Raw genomic sequence first — 14,521 nt, 5'->3', positions numbered from 1 at the left:
GATCACGTCAGAGCAAGATACTCTCGCTCGTCCTTGCAAAAGGACGAGCGTTTTTTTTGGTGCAGGCTCAGGTGGCGTGGGCTGGCGCTTCGATGCCGTCCTCTCGCAGGACGAGGGCGCCGCTCTTCGCCAGCTCGCCGGCCAGCTCGCGCAGCAGCGTGGGCCACGCGCTTTGTGGCGCGAGTTGCTGCGCCGCCGCGTGCAGGATGGCGGCATCGGTGAGCATCGCTTCCAGCGCCGCGAATGTCATCGCGCGCACTTCCAGCAGCTTGAAAACGATCAGCACCTTGAGCGCGTTCTTCGCGTTGCGCGAGGGATCGGCGCGTAGCCACGCCAGGCGCGAATACGCGCGATCGAGCGCCGCGCCCACGTCCGAAAACGGCGCGCCGTGGCCCGGAATCACCGTCGCCACATCCAGTCGCGCGATGGCGTCGAGCACGGCGTGTTGCTCCGCGAAACCGCTCTCGCCTTCGAGTTCCGGAAAGATCACGCCGAAGCCCTGTTCCCAGAGCGCATCGGCGCTGATGAGCACGCGCGGCTCGCTTGCGTAGAGCATCAGCGAATCGGGATCGTGGCCCGGCGCGCCGATCACGTCCCAGTCGATGCCGCCCAGCTTCAGTCGCATGCCCGGCGCGAGCGTGCCGGTGAAGGTGAAGCGCTCGCAGGTTTGCCCGGTCGCGCCGAAGGTGAGGCGCGCTTCGTCCCACTTGCGCACGGCGTGTGCGCTGGCGGCGGGAATCAACGTCTCGCTGCGCCATTGCGCCTGCAAACGCGCGTTGCCGCCGCAGTGATCCGAATGCAGATGCGTGTTGACGATGGTGTCGAGCGCGCGGCCCGCGAGTGCATGCTGCACGAGCGCGACGGTTTGCGCGGCGTGCGTGGCGTAGCCCGTATCGACGAGTGCGGTACGTTCGTCATCGACCAGCAGGATATTGTTCGACGAGAGCCAGCCGCGTTCGAAAACGCGCAGCGACGTGGGCAGGGCGACGTCGCTCATGAGGTCGCGTTTTCCGCTGATGACGCGGGCTTCGGCATGACGAGTATCGTCGAGTGGCCTACCACGAGCGTGTCGCCATGCTGGTTCTTCGCCGTGCCTTCTAGCTTCACCAGGTCGCCGTTCAGGCTCGATTTCCAGTACGCATCGACGACACGCCATTCGAACGTCAGCACGTCGTTCGCGTGAGCGGCACGCTTGAGCTTCATGTCGAATTCGAGGCCGAGCGGCTGCGCGTACTGCGAGAAATGCGTCGCGAGCAGCGCCATGAAATGCGCGGTGGGCTGCGTGCCGGAAGCGATCAGGCCGCCGAAACGGCTCTGCGCGGCATAGGCGTCGTCATGATGCAGCGGGTTCAGGTCGTTCACGAGCGTCGCGAACGACTTCACCGAATCGGGCGAGAGCGCGAGCGTGGCACCAAATGTCTCGCCGATCTTCACGACGCGGGCGGGCGCGGTCATTGTGCGTCCTCGTGCCTTGCTTCATTGGTTGCGCGAGCAACGTTATGGGCGTCGCGCTTCGACAGCCATTGCGCGTGCCGCACCTCGATCGCGTCCCACACGGCACGCTTCGCGTCATCGTCGAGCGTCGACCACGACGCGATTTCGTCGATCGTGCGCAGGCAGCCTTCGCACAGGCCGCTGGCCTCGTTCATGCGGCACACGTTGATGCAGGGCGAGGGCGTCGTCATGCCAGGATCAGGCGTCACGCAAGGCGACATCGACGACCGGCGCGCCGGTCATCGCCGCGAGTTCCTGCGGCGACAGGTTGAACACCGCATGAGGATGGCCCGCCGCGGCCCACAGGCTGTCGAGCGCGAACAGGTCGGCGTCGATCAGCGTGACCGGGCGCGTGGCATGGCCAATCGGGCACACGCCGCCAATCGCATAGCCGGTCATCTCGCGCACGAACTTCGCATCGGCGCGGCCAATTTCGCCCACATGCGCCTCGACCTTCTTTTCGTCGACGCGGTTCGCGCCGCTCGCGATCACGAGCACCGGCGCATCGTCCTTGCGGCGGCGAAACAGGATCGACTTGGCGATCTGCGCGACTTCGCAGCCAAGTCCCGCCGCCGCTTCCGCCGACGTCTTGCCGGTTTCGGGCAGCAGCACGACCGGCTTTGCATGGCCGTGGTCGCGCAGCAGCAGCGCGACGCGGCGCGCGGATTCGGGCAGCGCTTCGATACCGTCTCTTTCGGAGTTGATGAGGGTGTCCGTCATGTCGATGTTTTCCTTCGTACTGCGATCAGTATTCAAATCAGGCGCAGGCGGCGGCGCTTTGCTGTTTGGCGAGCAGCGCCTTGCCCGCGCGCGAAACGTTGTTGCGGCCAATCGCGCGCGAGATGAAGTCGCCAGCGGCCACCACCTGGTCGAGGTCGACGCCCGTCTGGATGCCCAGGCCGTTCATCAGGTACAGCACGTCTTCGGTCGCGACGTTGCCGGTCGCGCCCTTCGCATACGGACAGCCGCCCAGGCCCGCCACGGATGCGTGAAAGATCGCGATGCCTTCTTCGAGCGCGGCGTAGATATTCGCGAGCGCCTGCCCGTAAGTATCGTGGAAGTGGCCCGAAAGACGCTCGCGCGGGAACACCTTCGTGACGGCGTCGAACACTTCGTGCACGCGCTTTGCCGTGCCCACGCCGATCGTATCGGCGATATCGATTTCGTCGCAGCCGAGCGCGGCGAAGCGCTGCACCACGTCCACCACCGACGCCACCGGCACGTCGCCCTGATACGGGCAGCCCAGCGAGCACGACACGCTGCCGCGGATGCGCACGCCGTTGGCCTTCGCCGCTTCGGCGACGGGCGCGAACCGTTCGATGCTTTCGGCGATGGAGCAGTTGATGTTCTTCTGCGAGAACGCTTCGCTTGCCGCGCCGAAGATCACGATTTCATCGGCGCGCGCGGCGAGTGCGCCTTCGAAGCCGCGCAGGTTCGGCGTGAGCGCCGAGTAGATCGTGCCCGCGCCACGCGCGATGCCGTCCATCACCTGCGCGCCGTCGGCCATTTGCGGCACCCATTTCGGCGAGACGAACGACGCGGCTTCGACGTTCGCAAAGCCCGCCCGCGTGAGGCGATCGATCAGCTCGATCTTCACCGGCGTGGGGACGAATTCCTTTTCGTTTTGCAGGCCGTCGCGCGGGCCGACTTCGACGATCTTGACTGCGCTGGGTAGTACGTTTGATGCCATGTCTGTCTCCTGTCTTTGTTCTTTACCGATGCACACCGCGCTCAATATCCGCGCTTGATATGCACGACGCCGCTCACGGTTTCACCGTGCGCAAGCGCCTCGATCTTGTCCGCGATCTGCGAGACCGCTTCGTCGCGCAACGTTAGCGCCGAGCTATGCGGCGTGATCGTGATGCGCGGCTCCTGCCAGAACGGATGGTCGCCCGGCAGCGGTTCGGTGCGGAAGACGTCGAGCGTGGCGCCTGCGAGCGCGCCGCTGGCGAGCGCGTCGAGCAGATCCTGCTCGACCAGATGCGTGCCGCGCGCCACGTTCACGACATACGCGCCGCGCGCGAGCTTGCCGAAGGTGGCGGCGTCGAGCACATCATGCGTATCGGGCGTGGCGGGCAGCAGGTTCACGAGCACTTTCACATCGTCGAGAAAGGCGTCGAATTGCGGGCCGCGCAGTTCGCCCGAAAAGGTCTTGATGCCGTCGATCGTTTTCGCGCTGCGCGAAAAGCCGCGCACCGGCACGCCGAGCGACGCCACCGCGCGCGCGACCTGCGCGCCCAGCACGCCAAGGCCGAGCACGCCCACCGTGAACGTTTCCAGCGGATGCGGCGCGAGCACATGCCATTCGCGGCGCGCCTGCAGTCGCGCGTAATCGTCGAAGCGGCGCAGATAACGCAGCACGGCGTGCTGCACGTACTCGGCCATCTGCGGCCCCATGCCCGAATCTTCCAGGCGTACGAGCAAGGCATCCTGCGGCAGCGTGCCGGGGTGATCGCGTTCGAGCGCGAGGATCGCGTCGACGCCCGCGCCCAGGTTGAAGATCGCGCGCAGGCCACGCGGCGCGGCGAACATCTCACGCGGTGGATGCCAGACGACGGCGAAATCGGCGCTCGCCGTGTCGCCGGGCTGCCATTCGCGCAGTTCGGCGTCGGGCAGTGCGCGCGCAAGGGCGGCGAGCCAGGCGGAACCATCGGATTGCGGGAGCCAGAACAGAATCTTCATCGTGATACGTTTCCCTCGAAATCGCCGCGCAACACAGCGATAGCCGCGATAGGGCGGGTTGGCGCGGATTGGTGCTGATTGGCGCGGATTGCTGCTGATTGCCGGATGGCCTGCCCGGATCCGTCACATTCTACTTTTTCGTGCCGTCAGCCGCCGCGCTTTCTCCGCGAGGGCGCAATCCGCCGTGCACTGCGCCGCACCATCGCGAGGTCGCGAAAAAGCAAAGCAAAAAAAATTGGTTCGGCGCGTGCGACGTGCGTATCACAATCGCTCCACGATCCGTCGAAGCGAGGAAAAAATCATGCTTTCGTGCGCGCAATCACGCTGGCCGCCGCGACTCGTCACCGTGCCGGGCCTGCACGGCAGCGACGGCGCACATTGGCAAAGCTGGCTGGAGCGCCAGTTCGCGCGCTCGTTGCGCGTCGAACAGGACGATTGGGACGCGCCCAATCTGGCGGTGTGGAGCCGCGCGCTCGCGCAACTGCTCGCGCGCGAACGCGGGCCGTTCCTGCTGGCGGCGCACAGCTTCGGCTGCCTTGTGACGGCCTATGCGCTGCAACAGGGCTTGCTGAACGCCGATGTGGCGGGCGTGCTGTTCGTCGCGCCCGCGAGCCCGGAGAAGTTCCGCTTCGCGGGGCCGTTCGAGGCGCGCCGCCTGAATGTGCCGTCGATCCTGATCGGCAGCGAAACGGATCCGTGGATGTCGCTGGAAGGCGCGCAGCGTCTTGCGCGGCAACTGGGCAGCGCGTTCGTGAATCTTGGCGATGCGGGGCATATCAACACGGCGGCGGGCTTCGGGCCGTGGCCGCGCGCGAAGTATTTCGTCGATACGCTCGTGCATTGCGAAGCGCCGCGCAGATTGCGCGACGAGGGCAGTGACGAGGGCCGCGACGCTGCGCAGGAGCACGTCGCGCAAATCATCGAAGCGCGTCTCAGGTACGCCTGAACGCAGGCGTCAATGCGCCCGCGCCGCGGGTGCGTTGCGCAGCAAGCGCGCGGTATGCAGCGCGATCATCCCTTCTTCATCGGTGCGAACCGCGAACACCGGCACGCGGCTGTCGCGTGCGGCCACGCGCTCCTTGCCCGCGTCATTGGCGGCGGTATCCAGCGTCACGCCAAATAGCGGCGCGAGCCGCTCGCACACCTGCGCGCGGATCTGCGGCGCATGCTCGCCGATCCCGGCCGTGAACACCAGCGCATCCAGCCCGCCCAGCACCACGGCGAGCTTGCCCACTTCCTGCGCGATCCGGTACGTGTAGAAGTCGATGGCGAGCTTCGCCTGCGCGCTGCCGCTTGCCAGCAGCTCGCGCATGTCGCTGCTCACGCCCGACAGGCCCTTGAGGCCCGAGTCGTGATACAGCAGCTTCTGGATTTCGTCGTGGCCCATGCCGTGTTCGAGCATCCACAGCACCGCGCCCGCATCGAGCGCGCCGCAGCGCGTGCCCATCGGCAGGCCGTCGAGTGCGGTGAGACCCATGGTCGTCTCCACGCTCTTGCCGTCGCGCATGGCGCACAGGCTCGCGCCGTTGCCCAGATGCGCGACCACCACGCGCCCGCGCGCGATATCGGGTGCGACCGCATGCAGGTGATGCGCGATGTACTCGTACGAAAGGCCGTGAAAGCCGTATCGGCGAATGCCTTCTTCGTAGTAGCGGTAAGGCAGCGCGAACAGCTGCGCCATGATGTCGTTGCCCGCGTGAAACGCCGTGTCGAAGCAGGCGACCTGCGGCAATTCGGGCGCGGCGATGCGCACCGCGCGGATCGCCGCGAGATTGTGCGGCTGGTGCAGCGGCGCGAGCGGCGTGAGCGCATCGAGTTCGTTGATGACCTGATCGTCGATCAGCGTCGCGTCCTTGAAGTGCGCGCCGCCGTGCACGACCCGATGGCCGATCGCAGCGGGCGGCGTGTCGCGCAGGCCGACCGCGAGCACGAGGCGCAGCAGGCGGAACGCGGCGTCGTGATCGGCGACCTGCGCCACGGGAAACTTCTCGTCGACGATCAGGCGGCCGTCGGCCATATGCGCTTCGACGCGCGGCGCCACGCCAATGCCTTCGATCTGCCCGCCCGCGCCATGGATCGCACGCGCGCCGCCTTCCACATTCGGATCGTCGATCACGCGATACACCGAGCACTTGATGCTCGACGATCCGGCGTTCACGACCAGCACGATCTGGCCTTCGCCGTTATGGTGATTCGGGTGCGACGCGAACGACGTGTCGACGCTCATTTACAGCACCTCCGCGTTCTGGCGCGCGCGGCGCGCATGCGCGAGCAGCACGGCGATGGCGCAACTGCCGATGCGCGAGCGCACGGTGTCGGCGCGGCTCGTGAGGATGATGGGCACGCGCGCACCCAGCACGATGCCGGCGGCTTCGGCGCCGGCGAGAAACGTCAGCTGCTTGGCGAGCATGTTGCCCGCTTCGAGGTCGGGCACGAGCAGGATGTCGGGGTCGCCCGCGACCGGCGAATGGATGTGCTTGATGCGCGCGGCTTCGGTGCTGATGGCGTTGTCGAAGGCGAGCGGCCCGTCGAGCAGGCCGCCTTCGATCTGGCCGCGATCGGCCATCTTGCACAGCGCGGCGGCGTCGATGGTCGAGGGCATCTTGTCGGAGACCGTTTCGACCGCCGCGAGGATCGCCACCTTCGGCGTGGCAATGCCGAGCGCCTGCACGAGATCGATGGCGTTGCGCACGATGTCGGCTTTATCGGCGAGCTTGGGGAAGATGTTGACGGCGGCGTCGGTGATGAAAAGCGGCTTGTGATAGGTAGGCACGTCCATCGCGAACACATGCGAGAGGCGGCGCTCGGTGCGCAGGCCGTTGGAGCCGGAGGCGACTTCGTGCAGCAGCTCGTCGGTGTGCAGGCTGCCTTTCATGAGGAGTTCGGCTTCGCCCGAGCGCACCGCGAGCACGGCACGCGCGGCGGACGCGTGGCTGTGCGGCGCATCGACGATCGTGACGTGGTCGAGCGGAAGATTGGCTTCCTGCGCGACCGCGCGGATCTTTTCTTCGGGGCCGACGAGGATCGGCGCGATCAGGCCCAGGTTGGCGGCGTCGAGCGCGCCCGTGAGCGACGAGACATCGCAGGGATGGGCGACGGCCGTGGGCACGGGCGGCAGGCCCGCGCAGCGTGTCAGCAGAACCGAATACTTGTCGGGCGTTGCAGTCATTTCAGGCTCCACGCAAGGCATGTTCGAACGCGAATGTGACGACGTGAGGCAACGGCTTCGGGCCACGCGTGGAGGCACACACGGCCGCGTTTTCGCACGGTCATGCTGCGCCGCGCAAAGCGCCAATAGTGTAGTCCAGCGGGTTTTGTCGAGCGCGCAAAGTGCGCTTTACGCAGCGTGACGCCGCGTCCGCATGCGTCACGCATGATCGCGCGCAGGCCTTCTGCGGGCCATGCAGCAAAGCGCCGCGCGCATCGCCATGTTTCTGTCACGCCGCATTCACGAGGCGGCGCGATCATGACACGCAAACCTGATCCGGCCCGCCTTGACTTTCGGCGAGGCGCTGCCTAGATTGGACTTTTGCAGTGCAGCATGACTGCCGCGTGCGCTCGCCTGCGCTTTGCCGTTGCGCGACGCGCACCCCGTTAAAGGAGATTCGTGTCGTGGCAGTTTCCGCCCTCTCGTCCGCTTCCTCGTCTGCCCCTTCCAGCGCCGCCCAGGCGACTTCCACTCCCGCCGCGCCGTTCTGGCCCCTCTGGCCGCTGTCGTCGTTCCCCGCACTCAAGACGCTGCCGCCGTTCCAGCCCATCGCCGATGCCTTCGCCGAATCGGCCGAAGCCGCGCAGTCCGCCTTCAGCAATGTGCTCGGCAATGTGTGGCAAACGGCGATCTCGCAGGCGGCGCCGTTCAGCGGTTTCGCCCTGACGCGCGAGCCGTCGGCGGCGGCCAGCCTGCCCGCCGCGCCGAAACTGCCCGCCGCCGCGCCTGCCGCGATCCAGCCGCTGTTCGATTACCTGTTCGACGCGTGGCAGCGCAGCGTGCTGTTCCTCGACGTGCTGCGCGAGCGCGGCAACCAGACGTATATGCACGAAAAGGCGGGCATGCCGCCGGTGCTCGCGTTCGACTACGACGTGATCGTCGATGGGCGTGAACTCGACGACCCCTGCAATTACGCACTGCTGCGCATCAAGCCCGAAGCGGGCGTGCAGACCGATCCGCGCATGCGTCCGTTCGTCGTGATCGATCCGCGCGCGGGACACGGCCCCGGCATCGCGGGCTTCAAGATGGACAGCGAAGTCGGCATCGCGCTGCGCAAGGGCCATCCCTGCTACTTCGTGACCTTCTTCCCGGTGCCGACCGAAACGCAGACGATCGAATCGGTCGGCAAGGCCGAAGCCGAATTCCTGCGCAAGGTGCGCGAACTGCACGCCGACGCAGACGGTCTGCCCTTCGTGATCGGCAACTGCCAGGGCGGCTGGGCCGCAGCGCTGCTCGCGGCGTCCGCGCCTTCGCTGGTCGGGCCGCTGATGCTCGCGGGCTCGCCGCTGTCGTACTGGGCTGGCGTGCGCGGCAAGAACCCGATGCGCTATTCGGGCGGCATGCTGGGCGGTTCGTGGGCCTCGTCGCTGGCCGCCGACCTGGGCGATGGCCACTTCGACGGCGCGCATCTCGTGCAGAACTTCGAGAACCTGAACCCGGCCAACACGTTCTGGGGCAAGCTCTACAACCTCTATGCGCGCGTCGATACGGAGCGCGAGCGCTTCCTGGAATTCGAGCGCTGGTGGGGCGGCCATTTCCAGCTCAATCGCGCGGAAATCGACTGGATCGTGCAGAACCTGTTCGTCGGCAATCACCTCACGCGCAACGAGGTGTATGCGAAGAACGCGCGCTCGCCGGTCGACCTGCGCAACATCCGCACGTCGATCATCGTGCTGGCTTCGTGGGGCGACAACATCACGCCGCCGCAACAGGCGCTCAACTGGATTCCCGACCTGTACGCAAGCGTCGATGAAATCGTCGCCAACGAACAGGTGATCGTCTATTGCCTGCACGACAAGGTGGGGCACCTGGGCATCTTCGTTTCGGCGAGCGTGGCGAATAAGGAGCACACCGAACTATTTTCGGCGCTCGACCTGATCGACGTGCTGCCGCCGGGACTCTACGAAGCGAAGATCACCGACTCGACGCCGGAAGCGGGCCGCCTGGAGGCGCTCGAAGGGCGCTACGAGATCCGCTTCGAGCGCCGTTCGATCGACGACGTGCTGGCGCTGGACGACGGTCGCGACGACGAGCAGCCGTTCGAAGTCGTGCGCCGTTTCGCCGAGAATAACCAGCGCATTTACGACCTGTACGTCTCGCCGCTCGTGCGGGGATCGAGCAACGCGCTCACGGCGCACCTGCTGCGCGAGGCGCATCCGTCGCGCGTGGAGCGCAGCGTGTTCAGCGATGCCAACCCGGTGCTGGGCGTGCTGCCCGCCGTCGCCGAAGCGGTGCGCGCGCATCGCAAGCCGGCCGCGTCGGACAACCCGTTCACGCTGATCGAAAAGCAGGTGTCGGCGACCATCGAAGGCGCCTGGGACGCGTATCGCGATGCCCGCGATGCGTGGGTCGAGCGCACGTTCTACAGCCTCTACACCGCGCCGTGGGTGCAGGCATGGGTGGGCGTTGCGCCCAATACGCCGCTCGACCCGATTGCGCCGCCGCTCTCGGCGCTGCGCAGGGAACTGGCGCAGACGCGTCTGCGCGCGGCGCGCGCGCATCTGCACGACGGCACGCTGCTCGACGCGTTCATGCGCGTGCTCGCGTATCTCGCCGATGAAATGCACGTGGTGCAGTACCGTCCGTTCCAGCGCATGCGGGAACTGGGCCGCGAGTACCTGGGCGACCGGCAGCCGAGCATCGCCGAGCTCAAGGAAGCGGCGCGCCGCCAGGGCGCGATCGTGCAGCTCGATGCGCAGGCCGCGATCAATGCGTTGCCCGATCTCGTGCCGGATGCACGTACGCGGCGCACGCTGATGGCAGTGGTCTACCAGGTGGCGACGGCGTATGAGCCGCTCGAAGGCGAGCGCGCCGACCGCTTTGCCGAAGTGCAGCGCGTGCTGGGGCTGGAGCCCGGCAGCGAGAAGGACGCGTTGCCGCCGCCGCCGGGAAGCGGGGGAGCAGGCAGTGCGGGGGGCAACTCAGGTGGCAGCGCAGGCGGCAAGGCCGATACGGGTTCGCAAACGGCTCCGGCGGGTTCGAAGGGCGCTGCGTCGGCGTCTTCTGCACCCGTCGAAGTGAAGGCCGCGACGCCTGTTGCTGCACCGGCACGCACCCGCGCCAAAGCCGCCAAGGTCGTTGCCGCCGCGAAACCGGCGCCCGTCGTGGTGGAAAAGCCGAAGCGCGCCGCACGTCCGGCCTCCAAAGTGAAGGCCGCGGCAGCAGCGGCGGCGCACGCAGTCGCCGCGCCCGTCGAGCCGAAAGCGCCCGCGACCAAAGCCTCGGCTGCACGCGGCGCACGTTCGACGAGCGCGCCGTCGGCTACGCGTGCGACGCGTCCCGCGGCGGCGCGTCGCCGGGCGTCGCGCGCTGGAGAATAAGCGGTAGACGATGCATCGCGCGAGGCGGTTTGCAGACGCAGGCCGCCTCGCGTTTTCGTTTAGTTGCTGGCGCAACAACTCACCGCCAACGAGGTAAGCCATGCAGACTTCTTCCGACCGTCCGCTCGCCGGCATGCGCGCTCTCGTGACCGGCGTGGCGAACGCCGAATCGATCGCCTACGGCTGTGCACGCGCGTTCGCCGAACTGGGCGCGGAACTCGCGCTCACCTATCTCAACGACAAGGCCAAACCCTACGTCGAGCCGCTCGCAAAGGAACTCGGCGCAACGATGCTGCTGCCGTTGAACGTTGAAGACGACGGGCAGCTCGATGCCGTATTCGAGGCGCTGCGCGAGCAGTGGGGCACGCTCGACATCATGCTGCACTCGATCGCCTACGCACCCAAAGCCGATCTGCAAGGTGGTCTCCTCGATTCGTCGGCGCAAGGCTTCGCTTATGCGATGGATGTGTCATGCCATTCATTTATTCGGATGGCTAAGCGATCCGTGCCGCTCATGAAAAACGGCGGCACGCTGTTCGCGATGAGCTACGACGGCGCGAATCGCGTCGTGCCGAACTACAACCTGATGGGGCCGGTGAAAGCGGCGCTTGAAGCGTCATGCCGCTATCTGGCGTATGAGCTTGGGCCGCGCGGCATTCGCGTGCACGCCGTGTCGCCGGGGCCGCTCAAGACGCGCGCGGCGTCCGGCTTGCCCGACTTCGACCGCATGCTGGCCGACGCCGTTGAGCGCGCGCCGCTCGGCGAGCTGGTCGACATCATGGACGTCGGCTACGCCACCGCGTATCTGGCGACGCGCTACGCACGCCGCCTGACCGGCAACACGGTCTACATCGACGGCGGCGCGCACATCATGGCTTAAGCCTTGTAAGTGGCCTTAAAGCAAGCGGCCTTAAAGCGTTTGCGACTTACTTACCAGCGGCGATAGCCGTAGTCGTCATGGCGATCGCCCCAGCGGCGGTCGCCGCCCCAGCGATGATCGTCCCAATGGCGCTCACGCCATTGATGCTCGTGCCAGCGGCGTTCTTCCCAGCGTCGGTCATCGTGCCAGCCTACGTAGGCGGGGGCCGGTGCTGCATAGACCGGCGCAGGCGCGCCAAGCGCAACACCCACCGATACACCTGCCATGGCCGTTTGCGACACGGCGAGAATCGTTGCACCCGCACCCAAAACGGCGATGAGTTTCTTGTTCATTCGAGCCTCCGGCGTTCGATGAATGGACGACTTCAATTTATCGTGCGCCGTCGGGTTATAAATTACGAATCTGCAACAATGATCTCGACTTGAAGCAATTCAGTAAGGGATCGATGACGTCGGGGAGATCGCTGAAATCCCTTGAAAACAAGGCTGGTTGCTGGTTTCGGAGCGATTGGCTGAGTGATCGAATTCGCCCCGCGATGATGCAAATTTTTGCGCATTGCGCAAACGCGTTACGCAGGGCTTTCATGCAGAAATCGCAATAACCCGTAAATAACCGTAATAAGCTCCTGCGAATACGTAACCTATGTAACGAATGAAAACCCTAGACTCGCGTCTTACTGTGGCGCAAGGCAACCAGCCTCGCGCCGTTGCAAGGCAGAGCAATGATTATCGAAGGCAACGCCATCCGTTCGCCGCGCGCCCGCGCCGGAACGAAGAATGTTGCGCGAGCAACTATCTCGCCGGTCAGGCGTGCCGGCAACACGTTTTTCAAGCTGCTTTATCGCTATACGCACACGCGCGCGTGGCGTCATAACGAGCGCCTCGCGCATGGCGTGACGCTGGAGCGCGACGAAGCGGGGCGGCTCAATGGCATGCGCATTCGTGGGCGCAAGCTTGCCTGCGTCAATGATCTGGTGACCTGCCAGCCTGAAAACAGCGCAGCTTTGCGCGAGTGCCATCTCATCGCGACGGGCCCGTCCGTCAATACCATCGAATACCGCGCGTTGCCGATGCAGCATGTACTCGGCGTCAATGGCGCCATTGCGCTCGCGGCAAAACAGGGCGTGCGCTTCGATTACTACTGCATTGTCGATACGGGTTTCGTGCGCAACCGGCCCGACCTGGTCGAGCGTGTGATCGCCGAATCGCTGACGTTGTTCGCCACGCCGCTCGTGCTCTGGCACATCGCCGAGCGCTTCGGGATCGAGCGCATTCGTTGCCGCGTGTTTCTCCTCGACGACATGCTGTTTCCCGCTGGACGTCGCGCGCCCGCGCCGCGCGAATTGCGCGCGCACTACGGCCCGCGTGCGCTCGCATTATTCGATGCGCCGCAGCCGCTGGGTTTCAGCCTGGATTTGCGCCGCGGTGTTTTCGACGGTCGCACCGTCGCGTATGCGGGGCTGCAAGTGCTGGCGGCGCTCGGTTTCAAGCGGCTCTATCTGCATGGTGTCGATATGGGCGCGGCTAAACGCACGCCGCGCTTTTACGAATCGGCAGGCGACATGCAGCCGAGTTATCTCGACGAAAACTTCGCGGACTTTATCGAGCCATCGTTTCGCCACGCCGCCGCGCTGCTCGCGCGACGCGGCGTCGACGTGCGCAATCTCTCGCTGGAAAGCGCGCTAGGCGACGATATTTTCCCGAAGCTGCGCTGGCAGTCGCTCGCGCAATCCGCCGTGCGCGCGCCGGCCGACACGCGCGAGCGCGCGTTGGCGCTTGTCTGAGCGCCATGCGGGTCGTTCATCTTTCGAATACACCGGTCGCGGGCAGCCCCGGCAACATCGTCGCGGCGCTCAACCGCCACACGGACATCGAAGCGCGCCATGTCGTCTTCAATGCGCAGGCCTACGGTACGCGCACGTTCAAGGTCGATATCGACTGGCACACGCAGCGCGAAGAAGCGCTCGCGGCGATCCGTGCCGCCGATGTCGTCCACCTGCACCAGCATTTCTCCATCGACGAAACCTTTGGCGCTGAGGTCGCGCGACTGATCGGCGCACGCAAGCGGATCCGCCAGTATCATTCCGCGCCCACGCTCTGGGCGAAGCACGATCGCGAACTGCTCACGCGCATCGTCACCGACCCGGTGCCGCAGCTCGTGATTGCGCAGGGGCCGGAGCGTTACTACCCGCTCGCGCGCGTGGTGCCGAATCTCGTGCCGATTCACGATGCGCGTTATGAGCGTGCGCCCGAAGCCGGCGATGGCCCGCCCATCGTCGTCTATGCGCCAAGCGGTCGCGCGAGCGCCTGGAAGACGCGCTGGGAAACCAAGGGCGCGCCGCAGACGCATGCGCTCCTGCGCCGTCTTGAGCGCAAGGGGCTGTGCCGCGTTCGCACGATCATGAACACGCCGCATGACGAATGCCTGCGCCTGAAGCAGGGCGCGGCGCTGGCTGTCGACGAATGCGTGACCGGCAACTATCACCTGAGCGGCCTCGAATCGCTGGCGCAGGGCAAGCCGGTGGTCGGCCATCTCGATGCGCGCGTGCAGGCGCAATTGCGGGCGCTGACAGGCGCCGTGGAGCTGCCGTGGGTCGATGTGAGGCTCGAAGAGGCCGAGCCCGTCCTGCGCGCGCTGCTGGCCGACAAGCGGCTGCGCGAGGAGATTGGCCTGGCGTCGCGCCGCTGGATGGAAGCGCATTACGACGACGCCGTGCTCGTCGAGCATTACCGGCGTGCGTATTTCGACCTGTTCGAAGCGCCGGAAAGCTTCGGCGTGCCGCGCTTTCGCTCGCATGCGGAGCAGTGGCGCGCCGTGGCGCTGCACGATCACGCCTGGGACACGCGCAGGCGCGTGGGCACGCCGTGGTGGCGTCAGGCTGCCGATGCGCTCAAGCGCGCCGTGAAGGGCACACCGGCGCACACGTAAAAAAGCCGG

14 protein-coding genes are annotated in these 14,521 nt (G+C 66.2%); 5 read left to right on the top strand and 9 right to left on the bottom strand.

What is annotated here, in order from left to right; translation table 11 throughout:
• Positions 1 to 67: 67 nt before the first annotated feature.
• Genes BBA01S_RS06880 through BBA01S_RS06855 form a run of 6 tightly spaced genes read right to left on the bottom strand, consistent with a single transcriptional unit; the run spans position 68 to position 4,176 of the window.
• Positions 68 to 997: an MBL fold metallo-hydrolase gene (locus BBA01S_RS06880; protein ID WP_027815786.1), complete on the bottom strand. Its 930-nt coding sequence runs from the start codon at positions 995 to 997 to the stop codon at positions 68 to 70.
• Positions 994 to 1,455, bottom strand: a complete 462-nt coding sequence (locus tag BBA01S_RS06875) for a MaoC family dehydratase (RefSeq protein ID WP_027815785.1) — start codon at positions 1,453 to 1,455, stop codon at positions 994 to 996. The genes BBA01S_RS06880 and BBA01S_RS06875 overlap by 4 nt, the downstream gene beginning before the upstream one ends.
• The gene (locus tag BBA01S_RS40335; protein ID WP_042296428.1) at positions 1,452 to 1,715 is read right to left on the bottom strand and encodes a DUF1289 domain-containing protein; all 264 of its coding nucleotides are present in this window, start codon (positions 1,713 to 1,715) and stop codon (positions 1,452 to 1,454) included. Before BBA01S_RS40335 ends, BBA01S_RS06875 begins: the two co-directional genes overlap by 4 nt.
• Positions 1,693 to 2,214, bottom strand: a complete 522-nt coding sequence (locus BBA01S_RS06865) for a YbaK/EbsC family protein (protein ID WP_027815784.1) — start codon at positions 2,212 to 2,214, stop codon at positions 1,693 to 1,695. Before BBA01S_RS06865 ends, BBA01S_RS40335 begins: the two co-directional genes overlap by 23 nt.
• Positions 2,215 to 2,251: 37 nt before the next feature.
• Entirely contained in the window at positions 2,252 to 3,184 is a 933-nt protein-coding gene (locus BBA01S_RS06860) for a hydroxymethylglutaryl-CoA lyase (protein ID WP_027815783.1), read from the bottom strand.
• A gap of 41 nt (positions 3,185 to 3,225) precedes the next feature.
• Positions 3,226 to 4,176 (bottom strand): NAD(P)-dependent oxidoreductase, encoded by a 951-nt coding sequence (locus BBA01S_RS06855; protein WP_027815782.1) that lies wholly within the window; start codon positions 4,174 to 4,176, stop codon positions 3,226 to 3,228.
• Between the two features lie 301 nt (positions 4,177 to 4,477).
• On the opposite strand from BBA01S_RS06855, the gene BBA01S_RS06850 reads away from it, so the two are divergent.
• Positions 4,478 to 5,122, top strand: a complete 645-nt coding sequence (locus BBA01S_RS06850) for an RBBP9/YdeN family alpha/beta hydrolase (RefSeq protein WP_027815781.1) — start codon at positions 4,478 to 4,480, stop codon at positions 5,120 to 5,122.
• A gap of 9 nt (positions 5,123 to 5,131) precedes the next feature.
• On the opposite strand, the gene BBA01S_RS06845 is transcribed toward BBA01S_RS06850, so the two are convergent.
• Entirely contained in the window at positions 5,132 to 6,403 is a 1,272-nt protein-coding gene (locus BBA01S_RS06845; RefSeq protein WP_042296279.1) for an acetate/propionate family kinase, read from the bottom strand.
• Entirely contained in the window at positions 6,404 to 7,366 is a 963-nt protein-coding gene (locus BBA01S_RS06840) for a bifunctional enoyl-CoA hydratase/phosphate acetyltransferase (protein ID WP_084161910.1), read from the bottom strand. It lies immediately after the preceding gene.
• Between the two features lie 422 nt (positions 7,367 to 7,788).
• Here BBA01S_RS06840 and BBA01S_RS40330 point away from each other — a divergent pair, with 422 nt between their 5' ends.
• Together BBA01S_RS40330 and fabI are read left to right on the top strand one after the other, a co-directional pair.
• On the top strand, positions 7,789 to 10,704 hold the full coding sequence (locus tag BBA01S_RS40330; RefSeq protein ID WP_063750527.1) for a DUF3141 domain-containing protein: 2,916 nt from the start codon (positions 7,789 to 7,791) through the stop codon (positions 10,702 to 10,704).
• Between the two features lie 100 nt (positions 10,705 to 10,804).
• Positions 10,805 to 11,584 carry an enoyl-ACP reductase FabI gene (gene fabI / locus BBA01S_RS06830; RefSeq protein ID WP_027815778.1) on the top strand — a complete coding sequence of 260 codons (780 nt, stop codon included), beginning with the start codon at positions 10,805 to 10,807 and terminating at the stop codon, positions 11,582 to 11,584.
• A gap of 50 nt (positions 11,585 to 11,634) precedes the next feature.
• Here fabI and BBA01S_RS06825 read toward each other — a convergent pair whose 3' ends face one another.
• Positions 11,635 to 11,916 (bottom strand): hypothetical protein, encoded by a 282-nt coding sequence (locus BBA01S_RS06825; RefSeq protein WP_027815777.1) that lies wholly within the window; start codon positions 11,914 to 11,916, stop codon positions 11,635 to 11,637.
• A gap of 389 nt (positions 11,917 to 12,305) precedes the next feature.
• Between BBA01S_RS06825 and BBA01S_RS40325 the strand changes: the two genes are divergently transcribed.
• Together BBA01S_RS40325 and BBA01S_RS06815 are read left to right on the top strand one after the other, a co-directional pair.
• Positions 12,306 to 13,367: a hypothetical protein gene (locus BBA01S_RS40325; protein WP_052391690.1), complete on the top strand. Its 1,062-nt coding sequence runs from the start codon at positions 12,306 to 12,308 to the stop codon at positions 13,365 to 13,367.
• A gap of 5 nt (positions 13,368 to 13,372) precedes the next feature.
• The gene (locus tag BBA01S_RS06815) at positions 13,373 to 14,512 is read left to right on the top strand and encodes a glycosyltransferase family protein (RefSeq protein WP_027815776.1); all 1,140 of its coding nucleotides are present in this window, start codon (positions 13,373 to 13,375) and stop codon (positions 14,510 to 14,512) included.
• Positions 14,513 to 14,521 lie beyond the last annotated feature (9 nt).

Source organism: Paraburkholderia bannensis NBRC 103871, from assembly GCF_000685015.1.
Classification (GTDB): Bacteria; Pseudomonadota; Gammaproteobacteria; order Burkholderiales; family Burkholderiaceae; genus Paraburkholderia; species Paraburkholderia bannensis.
The sequence above is the reverse complement of the archived record's forward strand: the minus strand, read 5'-3'. Positions and strand labels throughout refer to the sequence as shown.